The following is a 14865-nucleotide window of genomic DNA, read 5'->3' as shown; positions in this document are numbered from 1 at the left end:
GGGGGCACCGCAATGGACTTCAAACTGACTGAAGAACAGCAAATGCTGCAAGACACCGCGGCGCGTCTGGTGCGCGACGCCTACCCGTTCGAGCAGCGCGAGAAATTCAGCGAGTCGGAACTGGGCTTCTCCGCCGAGTTCTGGGGCCAGCTGGGAGAGCTGGGCCTGACCGCCGTGCCGTTTGCCGAGGAGATCGGCGGCTTTGGCGGCGGCGGCGTGGAAACCATGCTGGTCATGACCGAGCTGGGCCGTGGCCTGACGCTGGAGCCGTATCTGCAATCGGTGATCTTTGGCGGCGGCTTGCTCAGCCAGCTCGGTTCAGACGCGCAGAAGCAGGACCTGCTGCCCCAGGTCGCCGCCGGTTCTCTGCAACTGGCGGTGGCGCTCGACGAGCCGCAGAGTCATTACAACCTCAACGATGTACAGACCAAGGCTGAAGCGGTCAACGGCGGTTATCGCCTGTCCGGACGCAAGGCCGTAGTGATCGGCGGCCACAGCGCCGGGCAGATCATCGTCTCCGCGCGCACTTCCGGCGACAGCCGCGACGAAGCCGGCATCAGCTTGTTCCTTGTCGATCCGAACGCCCGAGGCGTCAGCCGCCGCGTCTACCCGACCATCGACGGGCGCAGGGGCTGCGAGCTGTTCCTCGACAACGTACAGGTCGGCGCCGACGCGCTGCTTGGCGAAGTCGGCAGCGCACTCCCGGCGCTGCGCTACCAGCAGGGCCGCGCTATCGCCGCGCAATGCGCCGACGCGTTGGGCAGCATGGACGAAGCTTGCAAGCTGACCCTCGACTACCTGAAGACGCGCAAGCAGTTCGGCGTGCCGATCGGCAAGTTCCAAGTGCTGCAGCACCGCATGGTGGACATGCAGACCGAGCTGGAGCAGGCCACCAGCATGGCGATCCTCGCCGCGACCTTTGCCGATGGTGAAGACAACGACGACCGCCGTCGTATCATCGCCGCGGCGAAGTACATCTGCGCCCGCGCCGCGCGCAAGGTGGCCGAGGAAGCCATCCAGTTGCACGGCGGCATCGGCATGACTTGGGAATACAACCTCGCCCACCACGCCAAGCGCCTGGTGATGATCGCCCACCAGTTCGGTGATGATGATCATCATCTGAAGGCCTATGCGAAGTTGATGCAGGTGGCGTAATCGGCCAGCTTGCAACGCAAGAACCCGCTCTCAGGAGCGGGTTTTTTGTCGGCTGGCGCCGGTAGGGTGGATGTCGCCTTTTACATCCGCGCGGGTGGCTTGGCGCCGCCGCATTGCGGTGGATCGGTGAAGCGTGATCCACCCTACGATCGCAGGCGATTTGCGGCTCACGTAGATGATGTCGTGGGTGGCGATGAGGCTACGTCGCCGTTGCCAGCGCACCAGTTTGGCCCTGGTGGCTCTGCTCCAGCTCCGGCAACAAATACTGCGTCCAGAGTGTAGGTGCGAAGGCGCGGCGGAAGAACCCGAAGTGGCCGATGCGATCGGCACCGACTTCGTCTGGGGCGATGCGGCGCATCTGTTTCGGTGCGGCGGTGTAGAAGCCATGCAAGGACTCGGTATTGCGCGCCGACATCATCTCGTCGTCAGTAAACGACAAGGACGTCAGCGGCGTCTGTACCTCGGCGAACGCACGGCGCATGGGGTCGCCCTCGATGCCAACCAGGTAATCAGGATGCAAGCACCAGCGACGCCACTGACGAATGACGCCCGCCGGCAGGTCGCCGACTGCACCGATACGCCCACCGGGGAAATAGCCGAACAGAGGCGTGAGCAGCGGAGCCAACCCATGCCAGAGCAACCAGGCTTGGCGACGAATCTGTGGACTGTTATCGCGCCAGTAACCGCTGCCTGCGGCAATGGTGACGATACGGGCGAGTTGCTCATGGCCTTTGACCAACGGCAGGATCTGCGCACCGACACTGTGGCCAATCCAATAAAGCGGTAGCGTTCCGGCCGCTTCCGCAACGTTTGCCAGTACGGCGCTGCAGTCGTGGCGGGCCCAGTCGAGAATGTTCACCTCGAGCTGGCGTAAAGGAATATGGCGGGACCGGCCCATGCCGAGGTAGTCGAAGGTCACCACTAGAAATCCGCGCTCGGCGAGCCAACTGGCGAAATGGGCGTAGAAGTCCTGCTTCACAGCCATCGCTGGAGCGATCAACACGGCACCGCGAGGTGTATCGGCGGGGTGATACCAGCAACTGGCCAGCTGATGGCCGTTACCGTTGTCGATTGAGCGTGCTTCGGCCTGTATCGTCGCCATATTCTTCTCCGGTCCTTTTTGTTGTGCCTGGATCGGTGCAGTATACGAACACTAGAAATTAATTCTAGAACATTATTCTAATCGGAGCGCCGATGGCCCGAAGCAGTCGCAAGCAGGAAATTCTCCAGGCCGCGCTGGCCTGTTTCACCGAAAACGGAGTGGAAGCCACCACCATCGAGATGATCCGCGACCGTTCCGGCGCGAGCATCGGCAGCCTTTATCACCATTTCGGCAACCGCGAGCGGATCATTGCGGCGCTGTATCTGGAAGGCATCGGCGAGTATGCCGCATTGCTGGAGGCCGGGCTGATCGAGACGCTGGAGGCCGAGGCCTGCGTAAAACTCTTCGTTACCAGCTATATCGATTGGGTGGTGGCGAACCCGGACTGGGCGCGCTTCGTGCTGCATAACCGTGGTCGGGTCGAGGCGGGAGAAATGGGCGAGCGTCTACGTGAGGTGAATCGAACCCATGGCGAGCGAGTTGCTGCGATTCTGCGTCGCCATCGCGACAGCGGCGCCTTTCGCCGCATGCCCGGCGACTGCTTCCTTGCAGTGGTGATCGGGCCCTGTCACGACATGGCCCGTAACTGGTTGGCCGGGCGTGCGCGAACGCCGTTGGCCGATTGCCGCGATCTGCTCGCCGACATCGCCTGGGCGAGTGTCAAAGCCTAGTGGTTGCCCGCGTAGGTCAGACGCCGAGACTCTCGATGTCACGTGCGAGCATTTCCAACTGGTGCGCCAATGAGCCCCTGAGCGTTTCTTCGCTGAGCTGGAACGACGGTGCGCCACAGGTCAACGCCATGATGCTGCCGTCGGCCAGGTGCAGCGGCACGCCAGCGGCCATTACATTGCGGTCCCAATCGCCGAGGGACAGGCAGAAGCCATGCTGACGGAATTCCTCGAAGGACTCCTGTAGCGACTTTTTCATGGTGGGCCAGTCTTCGCCGTATTTGGTTTCCAGCGCGGCCATCAGGTGCTCACGCTCTTTTTCCGGTGTGGCGGCGAGAAAGGCGCGGCCTGCCGAGGTGGTGGCCAGCGGCAGGCGCACACCTGCATCCATCCGCAGCGTCGAAATCTCGGGTGGACGACAGTTCTCGACGTAGATCATCGACAGCCGATCGCGGCAGGTAAGGCCCACGGAGGTATTGGTGCGACGAGAAAACTCGTCCATATACGGCTTGGCCAGCTGGCGCACGCGCAGGTTGGACACATAGGCATAACCCAAGGCCAACACGCCGGAATCGAGCTGGTACTTCTCCAGTTGCTGGGAGTAGCTGAGGTAGCCGAGCTTGGTCAGGGTGTAGGTCATGCGCGACACCGTAGGCTTGGGCAAGCCGGTGATGCGAGCGATGTCCTGATTGCCCATCACCACCGAGCCGTGGGTGAAGGCGCGCAACACATCCAGGCCGCGAGACAGGGCCTCGACGAACTTGCGGTCCTTGGGGTTCTCGATCTCTTCAACATCGCTCATGGTGGTGTCAGTCTGTCTGGTAGTGGGCAGCGGGGGCGAACGATAGCAGATCGCCCCGAAGCCTGGCATGGACCCGTTGCTGCGGGGAACTTTATTCCATGATAGTCAATAAAAGCGAATCTGAATTCCGCACAGTAAAATAATAATTCGCTCTATGTGGCCGGAAGCCTTTTCCTCCGAGGATTTCGGATGCCTGGACGCCAATGATTGGAGGCTTAGCCGCTGATGGCGAGCGCCTGCCGGGCAATGTCCTTGGCCGCTGCAGCTGCGGCAGTCCGTTTCGACGCTATAAGCCTATATAAGGTAGACGACTAAGTCCGCGAGGCGACGAATGGCGAATTCATGCGATCCGGCCACGGTGCGGCCTGGCGGGTGTTCGAGACGAGCGGGGCCAGCGAGGAAAAGTCACTCCGCGCTTGTTGCTCGGGGGGCTTTCTGATATAAAGCAGCGCTCTTTTCTAGGGGCCCGGTTTCTTCGCTTGCCGCGTAGCCGGTAAGACCCCAACGAAACGTGGCGCTGAGCGCCAAAAAAGACATTTGAATTCAAGCGGCCAACCCATGCCGGGTTGGGCATGTGGTTTTAGAGGGCTGAGGCATGTCGAGAGTCTGTCAAGTTACCGGTAAGGGTCCGGTAACCGGGAACAACATTTCCCACGCGAACAACAAAACCCGTCGTCGTTTTCTGCCGAACCTGCAGCATCACCGCTTCTGGGTCGAGTCCGAGAACCGCTTCGTCCGTCTGCGCCTGACTGCCAAGGGCATGCGCGTCATCGACAAGCGCGGCATCGACGCCGTTCTGGCTGAACTCCGCGCTCGCGGCGAAAAGGTTTAAGGAGAACTATCATGCGTGACCTGATCCGTTTGGTGTCCAGCGCCGGTACCGGCCATTTCTACACCACCGACAAGAACAAGCGCACCACGCCCGACAAGATCGAAATCAAGAAGTACGATCCGGTTGTGCGTAAGCACGTGATCTACAAGGAAGCCAAGATCAAGTAATTGATCGGCCCTTGAAGAAAAACCCGCCTCGGCGGGTTTTTTCGTTTCTGCGCTAGCGCTCCTGTCAGGCTGTCTTGCGGATGGCGTCAGCCAGGCGCTCGATCATCGCGTCGATGTGTTCACGCTCGACGATCAGTGCTGGCGACAGGGCGATGGTGTCGCCGCTGGCGCGCGCTAGGAGGCCATCCTCGAAGCATTGGCGGAACACCTCGTAGCCGCGCCTGCCGGCGCCCTCAGGGTGGGCGGCGAACTGGACGCCGGCGACCAGGCCAACGGTCCGGATATCGGTGACGTTGGGCAGACTCTGCAGGCTGAACAGCGCGTCCTGCCAATAATCCTCGATCTCGATGGCCTTCTGGAACAGGTTGTCCCGCTGGTAGATCTCTTGGGCCGCCAGCGCAGCGGCGCAGGCCACCGGGTGACCGGAATAGGTGTAGCCGTGGAAGAATTCGATGCCGCCTTCCGGGCCTTGCATGAAGGCGTCGTGAATCGTTTCGGCGACGAACACCGCACCCATAGGGATCGCCCCGTTGGTCAGGCCTTTGGCGCAAGTGATAATGTCCGGCGTGACGCCCCAGCGCTGCGCGGCGAAAGCTTCACCGACGCGCCCGAAACCGGTGATCACCTCATCGAATATCAGCAGGATGCCGTGTTTGGCGGTGATGTCGCGCAGACGCTGCAAGTAGCCCAGCGGCGGTAGAACGACGCCGGCCGAGCCGGACATCGGTTCAACGATCACCGCCGCGATGTTCTCCGCACCATGCAGCGTGACCAGGCGCTCCAGCTCGTCGGCTTTTTCCATGCCGTGCTGCGGCAGGCCACGGCTGAAGGCGTTGCGTTGGACGTCCAAGGTATGCGGCAGATGATCGACGCCCGGCAGCAGCGCGCCGAAGGCCTTGCGGTTGTTGGCCATGCCGCCGACCGAAATGCCACCGAAGCCGACCCCGTGATAGGCCAGCTCGCGACCGATCAGGCGGGTGCGACTGCCCTGGCCGATGGCGCGTTGGTAGGCCAGGGCGATTTTCAATGCGGTGTCGGCGGACTCCGAGCCCGAGTTGGTAAAAAACACCCGGTTCAGTCCGGTCGGGCTGATCTGCGCCAGCCGCTCGGCCAGTTCGAAGGCCAGCGGATGACCCATCTGGAAGGTCGGTGCGAAGTCCATGCGGGCGATTTGTCGGCTGACCGCCTCGGTAATTTCGCGGCGACCATGACCGGCATTGCAGCACCAGAGCCCGGCGGTGCCATCGATCACCTGGCGTCCATCGCTGGCGGTGTAATACATGCCCTCGGCGCTTTCGAGCAGGCGCGGGCTGCCTTTGAACTGGCGATTGGCGGTAAAGGGCATCCAGAAGTGTTCGGCAGACGCGGCAGCGTGCAGATCGTTGGCCATGACTCGCTCCGACAGGACAGTTTTGACGGCTATGCTGTAACGCGACGTCATTCCAGCGCACAGCGGTTTCGGCGAGTCTATGTTTGATAAAACGCACAAAACAAGGCGTCAACAGCAGTTTCGTAAAAAATATTGATAGGCCTGGCACTGCTGGTTTAGGGTGCTCTTCTGATTGTTCGACAGATACCGAGGATGCCCCATGACCACCCTGACACTTGCCGACTGGCAACAGCGCGCTCGCGATCTGCACATCGAAGGCCGGGCCTTCATCCAGGGCGAATACACGGCATCCACGGCTGGAGCCAGTTTCGACTGCATCAGCCCTGTCGACGGGCGGGTACTGGCGCAAGTGGCGAGCTGCGATGAGGCTGATGCCGATCGTGCCGTGATCAGCGCGCGCATGGCCTTCGAATCCGGCGTCTGGTCGCGGCTGGCGCCGGCCAAGCGCAAGGCCGTGATGATCCGTTTCGCCGATCTGTTGGAAGCCAATGCGCAAGAGCTGGCGCTGTTGGAAACCCTCGACATGGGCAAGCCGATCAGCGATGCCCTGGGCGTGGACATTCCCGGTGCGGCGCGGGCGTTGCGTTGGTCCGGCGAAGCCATCGATAAGATTTACGATGAAGTGGCGGCCACCCCGCACAATCAGCTGGGCCTGGTTACCCGCGAGCCGGTCGGCGTGGTGGCAGCCATCGTGCCTTGGAATTTCCCCCTGATGATGGCCTGCTGGAAACTCGGCCCGGCGTTGTCCACCGGTAACTCGGTGGTACTCAAACCCTCCGAGAAATCACCGCTGAGCGCGATCCGCGTGGCGCAACTTGCCATCGAAGCCGGCATCCCGCCAGGTGTGTTCAACGTGCTGCCCGGTTATGGTCATACGGTCGGCAAGGCGCTAGCGCTGCACATGGACGTCGACACACTGGTGTTCACCGGCTCAACCCGGGTCGCTAAGCAGCTGATGATCTACGCGGGCGAGTCGAACATGAAACGCGTCTGGCTGGAGGCGGGCGGCAAGAGCCCGAACATCGTCTTCGCCGATGCGCCGGACCTGCAGGCGGCTGCCGAGTCGGCGGCCAGTGCCATTGCTTTCAACCAGGGCGAGGTTTGCACCGCCGGCTCGCGCCTGCTGGTCGAGAGCTCAGTGAAGGAGCGCTTCCTGCCGCTGGTGGTCGAGGCGCTCAAGGGGTGGAAGCCGGGCAATCCGCTGGACCCGGCCACCAACGTTGGCGCCCTGGTCGACACCCAGCAGCTCGATACCGTGCTCGGCTACATCGAGGCGGGGCGCAATGATGGCGCCCAAGTGCTGATCGGTGGCCAGCGGACCCTGCAGGACACTGGCGGACTATACGTCGAACCGACCATTTTCGATGGCGTCAGCAATGCCATGAAGATCGCCCGGGAAGAGATCTTCGGTCCGGTGCTGTCGGTGATCACTTTCGACACCGCGGCCGAAGCCGTGGCCATCGCCAACGATACCCCCTACGGCCTTGCCGCGGCGGTGTGGACGGCGGATCTGTCCAAGGCGCACCTGACCGCCAAGGCATTGCGTGCCGGTAGCGTCTGGGTCAACCAGTACGACGGCGGCGACATGACCGCGCCGTTCGGGGGCTTCAAGCAGTCCGGCAACGGCCGCGACAAGTCCCTGCATGCGTTCGACAAATACACCGAGCTGAAGGCCACCTGGATCAAGCTTTGATGGAGCGGCTAGAAGTCGAAAGCTAGAAGCTAGAAGTAAAGAAGCCGTAGGGTGGATGTCGCTTTTTACATCCACCTTGAGTTCGTTACGGTGGATCGATGGGGCGTGATTCACCCTACGCTTCCAGCTCCAACCTGCCTACTGCCCCCAACGACCGCTGCGGCGCATCGCGCCCCATTGATGCTTGCGCCGCGAAAACCATTGCCATAGCCCACGGCAGCGCCACAGTGTATTCAACTGGCGGTAGCCGAAATTTTCCAGCACGGCCATGAGAAACAGCCTCAACATGTCGCGCCGCCGCTCATAGACGCGGAACGACATGGTTTCCAGCAGCAGCCCGTTCACCGACAACAGAATGCCCATGCCGATGGCGACCAGCAGGAAGGTCGCCAGCGCCGCGTAGGAGACCGCGCCAAGCATGAAACCACCGATCATGAAGCCATAGCCGACCAGCTCGATCAGCGGCCCCAGCCACTCGAACAGCGCCATGAATGGCCAGGCCAGCCAGCCCGGCGTGCCTCCGCGCGGGCTGAACGCGAGGCGAGCGTGGCGGGTCAGGCTTTCCGCCAGCCCACGCTGCCAGCGGCTGCGCTGGCGCCCCAGGGTGCCGATGTCTTCTGGACACTCGGTCCAGCAGATCGGATCCGGGAGGTAGCGGATGCGATAGGGAATGCGCTTTTCCCGGTGATAGCGATGCAGCCGCACCACCAGTTCCATGTCCTCGCCGACCGTGTCGGTGCGATAGCCGCCAACATCCATGACCCGCTCCTTGTCGAACAGGCCGAAGGCGCCGGAAATGATCAACACTGCGTTCATCGGCGACCAGCCGAGGCGGCCAAAGAGAAAGGCGCGCAAATACTCGACGATCTGGAAGCGTGCCAGCCAGTTGCTTGGTAAGCCGGCACGGATCAGAAAGCTGCCGCGCACTTGCGAGCCGTTGGCGATGCGCACGGTGCCACCTGCCGCCACGGTGCGCTCGTCTTCCAGAAACGGCTGCACCACGCGCAGCAGGCTGTCACGCTGAAGGATGGAGTCGGCGTCGACGCCGCAGAACAAGCCGTGACGCGCGGCGTTGATGCCGGCATTGAGCGCGTCCGCTTTACCACCGTTGGCCTTGTCGATCACGCGCAGATTGCCATAGCGGCGCGAGCGATAGATGGTCGCGACCGGCTGATGAGCGACGGCCTGGCGCAGTGGCTCGGGATGCGGCACCAGCTCGAACTCGTCGATCAGTACGGCAAGGGTGTTGTCCTTCGAGCCGTCGTTGATCACCACCACTTCGAACTCGGGATACTGCAACTGCAACATCGAGCGCACCGAGGTGCGGATCGTCGCCTCCTCGTTGAAGGCCGGCATCAGCACCGACACCGGCGGCTCGACACCGAGGTAGGGCGCGATTTCGCCGGTTTCGGTGCGCTGGCGGATGTAGCCCGTCAGGCTGGCCATCGACAACATATTGAGCAGCAGGTACATACCGTTGAGCAGTAGAAAATAGAGGATGAATCCCAGTTGCAGCCACCACAGCCAATCGCCGCTCACCGCCGCACCTCCGCGATGGCTCGGCGCAGTGCGTCTTGACCGTAGCGGTCTTGCACCTGATCGAGCAGTTGCTCCAGACGTTCCGGTGTGGTGCCGGGCAGCGCCGCCAGGCTGTCCGCGGCGGCTTGTCGAACCCACCAGTTGCTGTCGCTCAGCAGCGGCATGAACAGGGCGTTGTCGTCGCTGCGCGCCTGGTTGTGCAGTGCCCGCAGCGCCTCCAGGCGCACCTCGGCATGGCTATGCTGCAGCGCGCGTAACAGCCGCGCTCGATCACGCGGATCGCCCAGTTCGCAGAGGCAACGCAGGGCGACCTGCAACTGCTCCGGCGCGGCGTCTTCCTCCAGACGCGCGCGCGCCCACGGCGCTGCGTGACGGGGATCGCCATAGACCAGCAAACCCACCAAGCGCTCGCGGCGTGGATCTTCAGAACCGGCAAGGGCGATCAGCAAGGGCAGGGTCACGGCCTGTTCACCGGCCTGCTGGCAGAGACTGGCCAGGCGTGGCAACGCCCAGTCGGAACGCGCAACGGCCGCCGGCAGGATAAGTTGCATCGCACGCGGCGCATCCATGGCGATCAGCGTCTGTGCCGCCGTCAGTGAGACGATCGCGTTGCGGTTCATCAACAGCGACTGCACCGCCTCCCAGTGGGCGGGATCGGCAAGATGGCGCAGGCAGGTCAGCCCGATCAGCTTGCTTCGCACCCGCCCGCGCAGCAATCCCAGGGCGTGGCGGTCCATATCAAGGGCGACGAGGGCGCGATTCATGCGCTCGCGCGCGGTACCGCGCAATTGCAGTTGGGTGCGGTTCCATTGCAGCAGAAACCACAGCTGGCGATTGCGAGGCAGCGCAGGCACCGGCTCGGGTAGCTCGTCACCGAGGCTGCACAGCGCGAAGAAAGGTCGCCATTGCTCGTTGAACGATTGCCGCCGTGCTGAACGGCGCCTGGCGACCTCACCGAGCAGCAAGACCTGGAGCATCACCAGAGAGGTCAGGCCACCCAGGCCCACGGCGCAATAAAGCGCCAATTGCAGCATGCCGTCTTCCGGCCATATGGCCAGCCAGGCAATGCGCGGCACCTCGCAAAGCCAGATCGGGCAATCCAATTCAGAAAGCATGGCGGACGCCGAGCTGCAGCCAACGCCGCGTGTAATAGTCACCCTGGCGGTGATGGCCGATCTCCCAGGTGAGTGCCCACCGGTTGTCGAGCCAGTGCCGGCCTTGCAGGCTGAGGGCGCGCACGTCGCTGGTGATCAACCGTTGCTCCTCGACGGCTTCTTCCTCGCCGACTGTCAGGCGAAGCCCCGCGTAGTTGAGCCCGGCGTAGTAGTAATCCAGCGCCAAGTCGTGGCCGATCGGCGTACCGGCGTTGGCGACGTCGGTCACGTTCAGCGTGTAGCCGGCGCGCCACGAGTTCCAGTAGCGCTCGGCGCTGAGCGCCAGCCGATCGACTCGGGTGGTTTCGTACTCGGTGCGTCTGATACTGGCGGCGCCGAGAAAGCCCGCCGGTAGCCGTCGTTGCAGGCGTAGATCGGCGTGCCATTCAGGCAGAAAGTAGGGCGATGGCTGGTAGCCGATCTCGGGCTGGAGGGTCCAGTTGTCATCCAGGGCGATCACCGCACCCGCCTCGACACCCTGATCCCATTCGCCGAAGCGCTGTTCGCGCAGCAGGGCACCGTACCAGCCGAGGCCTTCCGGTTGCGTCGAGGCATAATCCAGGCGCTGACTACGCCAGTTGTCGAAACCGCTGTCCAGCCAGTCCTGGCGGGCGGACAGTTCGAGCTCATGGCGGCGCTGCGTCGGCGCTATGACAGGTGGCGCGGTCGCGGTTGCCGGTGATGTCAGCGCGGCACGGGCCTGCTGTATGACCTGCTGGATGTCGGCATAATCCGGCGCGATCTCGGCGGCCCGCTCGAGAGCCGTCAACGCTGTCTGCGGATCTCCGGCCCAGAGCAGCGCCTGGCCCTGCCCGAGCAGATAGTCGGCATTGTTCGGCTCGCGTTGCAGTAACTGCTCGTAAAGGGGCAGCGCCTGCTCGGGGTTGCCCTGCCAGGCACGAACGCGGGCCAGCAGAAATTGTGCTTCGCTGTCATCGGGCTGGCTGGCCAGGTGGGTTTCAAGGGTCGCCCCGGCGGCATCGAATTGCTGTGCCGCGACCTGCCGTTGAGCGGTCGCGACATCCGCCAGCGTCAACGACGGCAAGAGGCACAAGGGCAGCGCCAGAAGCAGGCGATTCATCGTGGCCTCCTCAGCAGGCGACGGATACGCGCCAGCAGTTCCTCCGGTTGGAAGGGTTTGGTTACGTAATCATCGGCGCCCAGTTCCAGCGCCCGGACGATGTCCACTTCACGCGCCTTGGCCGTGAGCATGAGTACCGGAACGCGTTCCCAGCCGGGCTGGGCGCGCAGCCGTTCGATCAGCTCCAGGCCATCGTGATAGGGCAACATGATGTCCATCAGCGTCAGGTCGGGCGGGCTGGAGCTGCTCAGTTTCTCCAGGGCCTGACGACCGTCGACCGCATGCTCGACGCTGAACCCATGGCGCTCGAGCATGAAGCGGATGAGGAATGCGATGTCCTCTTCGTCCTCCACCATCAGAATGCGCTGGCTTCCGGAATCACTCATGCGTTGACCTCTTCGGTATCTGGGGCCTGACCAGGCGGCCAGTGTTGAAGCAACTGCTGGATCAGTTCGGCAAGCTCTTTGCCGTCATGGCGGGTCTTGACCAGCTGGCGCAGCGCCAGGCGGCTGTCTTGCACAGGCGAATCCAGCGCGGAAAAGATGATCACCGGCGGGGGTGGCAGGGTCTGAGCCAACTGATCGAACAGTTCGCTACCATCACCGTCGGGCAGTAGCAGGTCGATGATCGCCAGGTCGAAGTGCTGGCGGTCCAGCAGGCGGCGGGCTTCGGCCAGACTGGCGGCGCACTGCAACTCGATGTCCAGGGGTGCGACCAATCGGACCAGCAACGCCTGCAGATCTTCGTCGTCCTCGACATGCAAGATGCGCGCGCGGGCTCCCCGGGGATCGAGACAGGCACGCACCACCTCCATGACCCGTGACGGATCGACCGGCTTGTGCAGCCAGTCGATTACGCCCACCGCACCGCCGCGCAGGGTGCCGTCGTCATTGTCGCGGCGCTGCGGTTGCAGGCTGACGATCAGCACTGGCAAATGCCGATAGAGGTTCTGGCTGCGCAGGTTCTGCAGGAAAGCGATGCTGTCCTCATCGTTCAGCGCGGGGCTAAGGGTCAGTGCCTGGACGCTGTATTCGGCCAACAGCGCACGGGCCTGGGCGGCGGTTTCGGCGAGCAATGTCGTGTAGCCGTGCTGCTCAAGGATATTCGCCAGCTGCGCAGCGGCGGGCGCATCGGGTTCAAGTATCAGAATGCGCGCTGCTGGCCGGCTCGTCCCGTCGTCCGGCAATGCCCGCTCCGCCATCGTCGGACTGATTGCCGGCGTCCGTACTCGTGGCAGACGTAGCCAGAAACGCGTGCCCTGGCCTTCCTGCGAGTCGAAGCCGATCTGACCGCGCATCTGGTGCACCAGCGACCGGGTGATCGCCAAGCCCAACCCAGTGCCGCCACGTCTGCGCGCATCGGAGGAATCGGCCTGGGCGAAACGCTCGAAGATGCGCGCATGGAACGCCTCTGGAATACCCTGGCCCTGGTCCTGCACGCCAATCTCGAGGTTGCCGTCGTCGCTGTGCAGCTCGACGCTGACCACGCCGCCGGCCGGTGAGTGCTTGATCGCATTGGAGAGCAGATTGGCCATCACCTGGGCAAAGCGGTCGGGGTCTAGATCGACCTCGGCCCGGAGCGGATCGGCAGGCTGAACGAGCTTCAGGCTGACAGCGTAATCGTCCGCGTAGGGCCTGATGTCGAGCAGGGCCTGTTCGATCAGCGCCTGTACATCGCAATGGCTGAAGTGGAACCGCAAGCGTCCAGCTTCCAGCTTCTCGATATCGAGAATGTCATTGATCAGGCGCACCAGGCGCTCGCTATTCTTGTGGGCGATATCGAGCAGTGGACGCGTCCCTTCGCCGATCTCGCCGCCGATGCCGCCGACCAGCATCCCGAGTGCGCCGCGAATGGCGGTCAGCGGTGTGCGCAGCTCGTGGCTGACGGTGGCGATGAATTCGGCCTTCATCTGTTCCATGCGTCGCCTGAGCGACATATCGACCGCCACGGTGACGACGTGGCAAGCGCCGCTGGACATCGTCATGGGGCGCTTGACCACCTGCAACCAACGCTCATGGCCCTGTGCATCGGTCAGCCCGACCTCGGTGATGCGCAGTTCGCCGTTGCCGCTGAGCAGCTCCATTTCACCCTGCAACAGGGGCAGCACCCGCTGGGCACCAATAACGTCCTCGGCTCTGCATCGCTCGATGGCACTCGGATGACTGTCGAGCAGGGCGGCGAAGGCGTTGTTGCACAGCAGGAAGCGGCCCTGCGCATCGCGTACGAAAATCAGGTTCTCATCGGTGTCCACCACTCGCCGCAGGAACATCTTCTGGTCTTCGAGTTTGTCGTGGCTGCGTTGGAGTGCGGTGACGTCGCGGGCGATTGCCAGGTGATCGCCAAGACCGGTGGGCGCCAGGCGCACCTCGAAGGTGCGCTGGCTATCCGCTTCACACCAGGTCGTTCGCGAGAACGCCAGGGCGTCGTCCGCCTGCTGTAGCAGGCCCAACAGCAGCGGCTCGATGGCACTGGGTGCCGGGCTGCGACTGTCGCTCGCCTGGGACAACGCGGTGACTCGCTGCTGCTTGTCGATGGCGTACAGGTTGTCGGGGATGGCCTGCAACAGGGCATCCAGGCGCGCCTTCCCGGCCTGCGCTTTGTCCGCCAGTGCGTAGCGGATCTGCAAATTGCGGCGAGTCGCCCACAGGGCTGCGAAGAACAAGCCTGCCACCGTCAGGCTGCCGATCAAAGCCTGCCGCCTGCTGTGCTCGATCGTCTCGGCCAATGCGCGGTTGGCGGCGGCGAGCTGTTTTCGCTCGCGCTGCTCGACCGCCCCGAGGAGCGCTCGTAAATTGTCCATGACCTGCTTGCCACCGGACAGGCGCGAGTGCTCGGCGGCAGCTTGCAGTCCAGCGTTGCGGCGTGTCTGGATGTTACCGGCGGCGATCACCAGGCGCTCGGCCACGTTCCGGTCGAGCTGCTCGAACCAGTGACGGTTGGGATATTCGCGATTATCGAGCAGCGTCTGCAATTCACGACGGCGTGCTTCGACTTGCCTCAGCCCGCGCTCGTAGGGTTCCAGATAGTCGGGTACGCCGGTCAGGACAAAACCACGGGCCCCGGTTTCGATGTCCTGCAATGAGGAAAACATGGCCTGGATGGCCGTGATGACTTCCAGACTGTAACTGACGGACTGGTTGGTTTTCAGCACTGCTTCTGTGGTTCGCTTGCCCTGCCAGCCGAGGGCGACGAGCAGCATGAACGCAAACAGGAAGGCGAGCGGATGCCAGCGTATAGCGGGTTTTGCATGCAAAACCGATACTCCTTCCGCCGGTTGAAAAG

The 14865-nt window shown here is 63.1% G+C and carries 13 protein-coding genes; 5 read left to right on the top strand and 8 right to left on the bottom strand.

Annotated elements, in window-relative coordinates:
• Positions 1 to 12 precede the first annotated feature (12 nt).
• Positions 13 to 1155, top strand: coding sequence for an acyl-CoA dehydrogenase family protein (locus UF78_RS21685; protein WP_045164270.1), 1143 nt, complete (start codon positions 13 to 15; stop codon positions 1153 to 1155).
• 199 nt (positions 1156 to 1354) lie between these two features.
• Here UF78_RS21685 and UF78_RS21680 read toward each other — a convergent pair whose 3' ends face one another.
• On the bottom strand, positions 1355 to 2257 hold the full coding sequence (locus tag UF78_RS21680; protein ID WP_045164269.1) for a serine aminopeptidase domain-containing protein: 903 nt from the start codon (positions 2255 to 2257) through the stop codon (positions 1355 to 1357).
• A gap of 92 nt (positions 2258 to 2349) precedes the next feature.
• Here UF78_RS21680 and UF78_RS21675 point away from each other — a divergent pair, with 92 nt between their 5' ends.
• Positions 2350 to 2928 carry a TetR/AcrR family transcriptional regulator gene (locus UF78_RS21675; RefSeq protein ID WP_045164268.1) on the top strand — a complete coding sequence of 193 codons (579 nt, stop codon included), beginning with the start codon at positions 2350 to 2352 and terminating at the stop codon, positions 2926 to 2928.
• Positions 2929 to 2944: 16 nt separating this feature from the next.
• Here UF78_RS21675 and UF78_RS21670 read toward each other — a convergent pair whose 3' ends face one another.
• A complete protein-coding gene (locus tag UF78_RS21670; protein ID WP_045164393.1) occupies positions 2945 to 3727 on the bottom strand; it encodes an IclR family transcriptional regulator in 783 nt (260 codons plus the stop codon).
• A 595-nt stretch (positions 3728 to 4322) separates the two neighbouring features.
• On the opposite strand from UF78_RS21670, the gene rpmB reads away from it, so the two are divergent.
• Positions 4323 to 4559 carry a 50S ribosomal protein L28 gene (gene rpmB, locus UF78_RS21665; RefSeq protein WP_019339373.1) on the top strand — a complete coding sequence of 79 codons (237 nt, stop codon included), beginning with the start codon at positions 4323 to 4325 and terminating at the stop codon, positions 4557 to 4559.
• 11 nt (positions 4560 to 4570) lie between these two features.
• Positions 4571 to 4726 carry a 50S ribosomal protein L33 gene (gene rpmG, locus UF78_RS21660; RefSeq protein ID WP_014854577.1) on the top strand — a complete coding sequence of 52 codons (156 nt, stop codon included), beginning with the start codon at positions 4571 to 4573 and terminating at the stop codon, positions 4724 to 4726.
• Between the two features lie 64 nt (positions 4727 to 4790).
• Here the strand turns inward: rpmG and UF78_RS21655 are convergent, their stop codons facing one another.
• Positions 4791 to 6116 (bottom strand): aspartate aminotransferase family protein, encoded by a 1326-nt coding sequence (locus tag UF78_RS21655; RefSeq protein WP_045164267.1) that lies wholly within the window; start codon positions 6114 to 6116, stop codon positions 4791 to 4793.
• 199 nt (positions 6117 to 6315) lie between these two features.
• On the opposite strand from UF78_RS21655, the gene UF78_RS21650 reads away from it, so the two are divergent.
• Positions 6316 to 7809, top strand: coding sequence for an aldehyde dehydrogenase (locus tag UF78_RS21650; protein ID WP_045164266.1), 1494 nt, complete (start codon positions 6316 to 6318; stop codon positions 7807 to 7809).
• A 138-nt stretch (positions 7810 to 7947) separates the two neighbouring features.
• On the opposite strand, the gene UF78_RS21645 is transcribed toward UF78_RS21650, so the two are convergent.
• Genes UF78_RS21645 through UF78_RS21625 form a run of 5 tightly spaced genes read right to left on the bottom strand, consistent with a single transcriptional unit; the run spans position 7948 to position 14836 of the window.
• Entirely contained in the window at positions 7948 to 9348 is a 1401-nt protein-coding gene (locus UF78_RS21645; RefSeq protein ID WP_045164265.1) for a glycosyltransferase family 2 protein, read from the bottom strand.
• Positions 9345 to 10463 (bottom strand): HEAT repeat domain-containing protein, encoded by a 1119-nt coding sequence (locus UF78_RS21640; protein ID WP_045164264.1) that lies wholly within the window; start codon positions 10461 to 10463, stop codon positions 9345 to 9347. The genes UF78_RS21645 and UF78_RS21640 overlap by 4 nt, the downstream gene beginning before the upstream one ends.
• Positions 10453 to 11583, bottom strand: coding sequence for a YaiO family outer membrane beta-barrel protein (locus UF78_RS21635; protein ID WP_045164263.1), 1131 nt, complete (start codon positions 11581 to 11583; stop codon positions 10453 to 10455). The genes UF78_RS21640 and UF78_RS21635 overlap by 11 nt, the downstream gene beginning before the upstream one ends.
• A complete protein-coding gene (locus tag UF78_RS21630) occupies positions 11580 to 11969 on the bottom strand; it encodes a response regulator transcription factor (protein ID WP_025243681.1) in 390 nt (129 codons plus the stop codon). Before UF78_RS21630 ends, UF78_RS21635 begins: the two co-directional genes overlap by 4 nt.
• Positions 11966 to 14836 carry an ATP-binding protein gene (locus tag UF78_RS21625; protein ID WP_045164262.1) on the bottom strand — a complete coding sequence of 957 codons (2871 nt, stop codon included), beginning with the start codon at positions 14834 to 14836 and terminating at the stop codon, positions 11966 to 11968. Before UF78_RS21625 ends, UF78_RS21630 begins: the two co-directional genes overlap by 4 nt.
• Positions 14837 to 14865: the final 29 nt, after the last annotated feature.

This window comes from Stutzerimonas stutzeri, assembly GCF_000952685.1.
GTDB classification, from domain to species: Bacteria; Pseudomonadota; Gammaproteobacteria; order Pseudomonadales; family Pseudomonadaceae; genus Stutzerimonas; species Stutzerimonas stutzeri_E.
The sequence above is the reverse complement of the archived record's forward strand: the minus strand, read 5'-3'. Positions and strand labels throughout refer to the sequence as shown.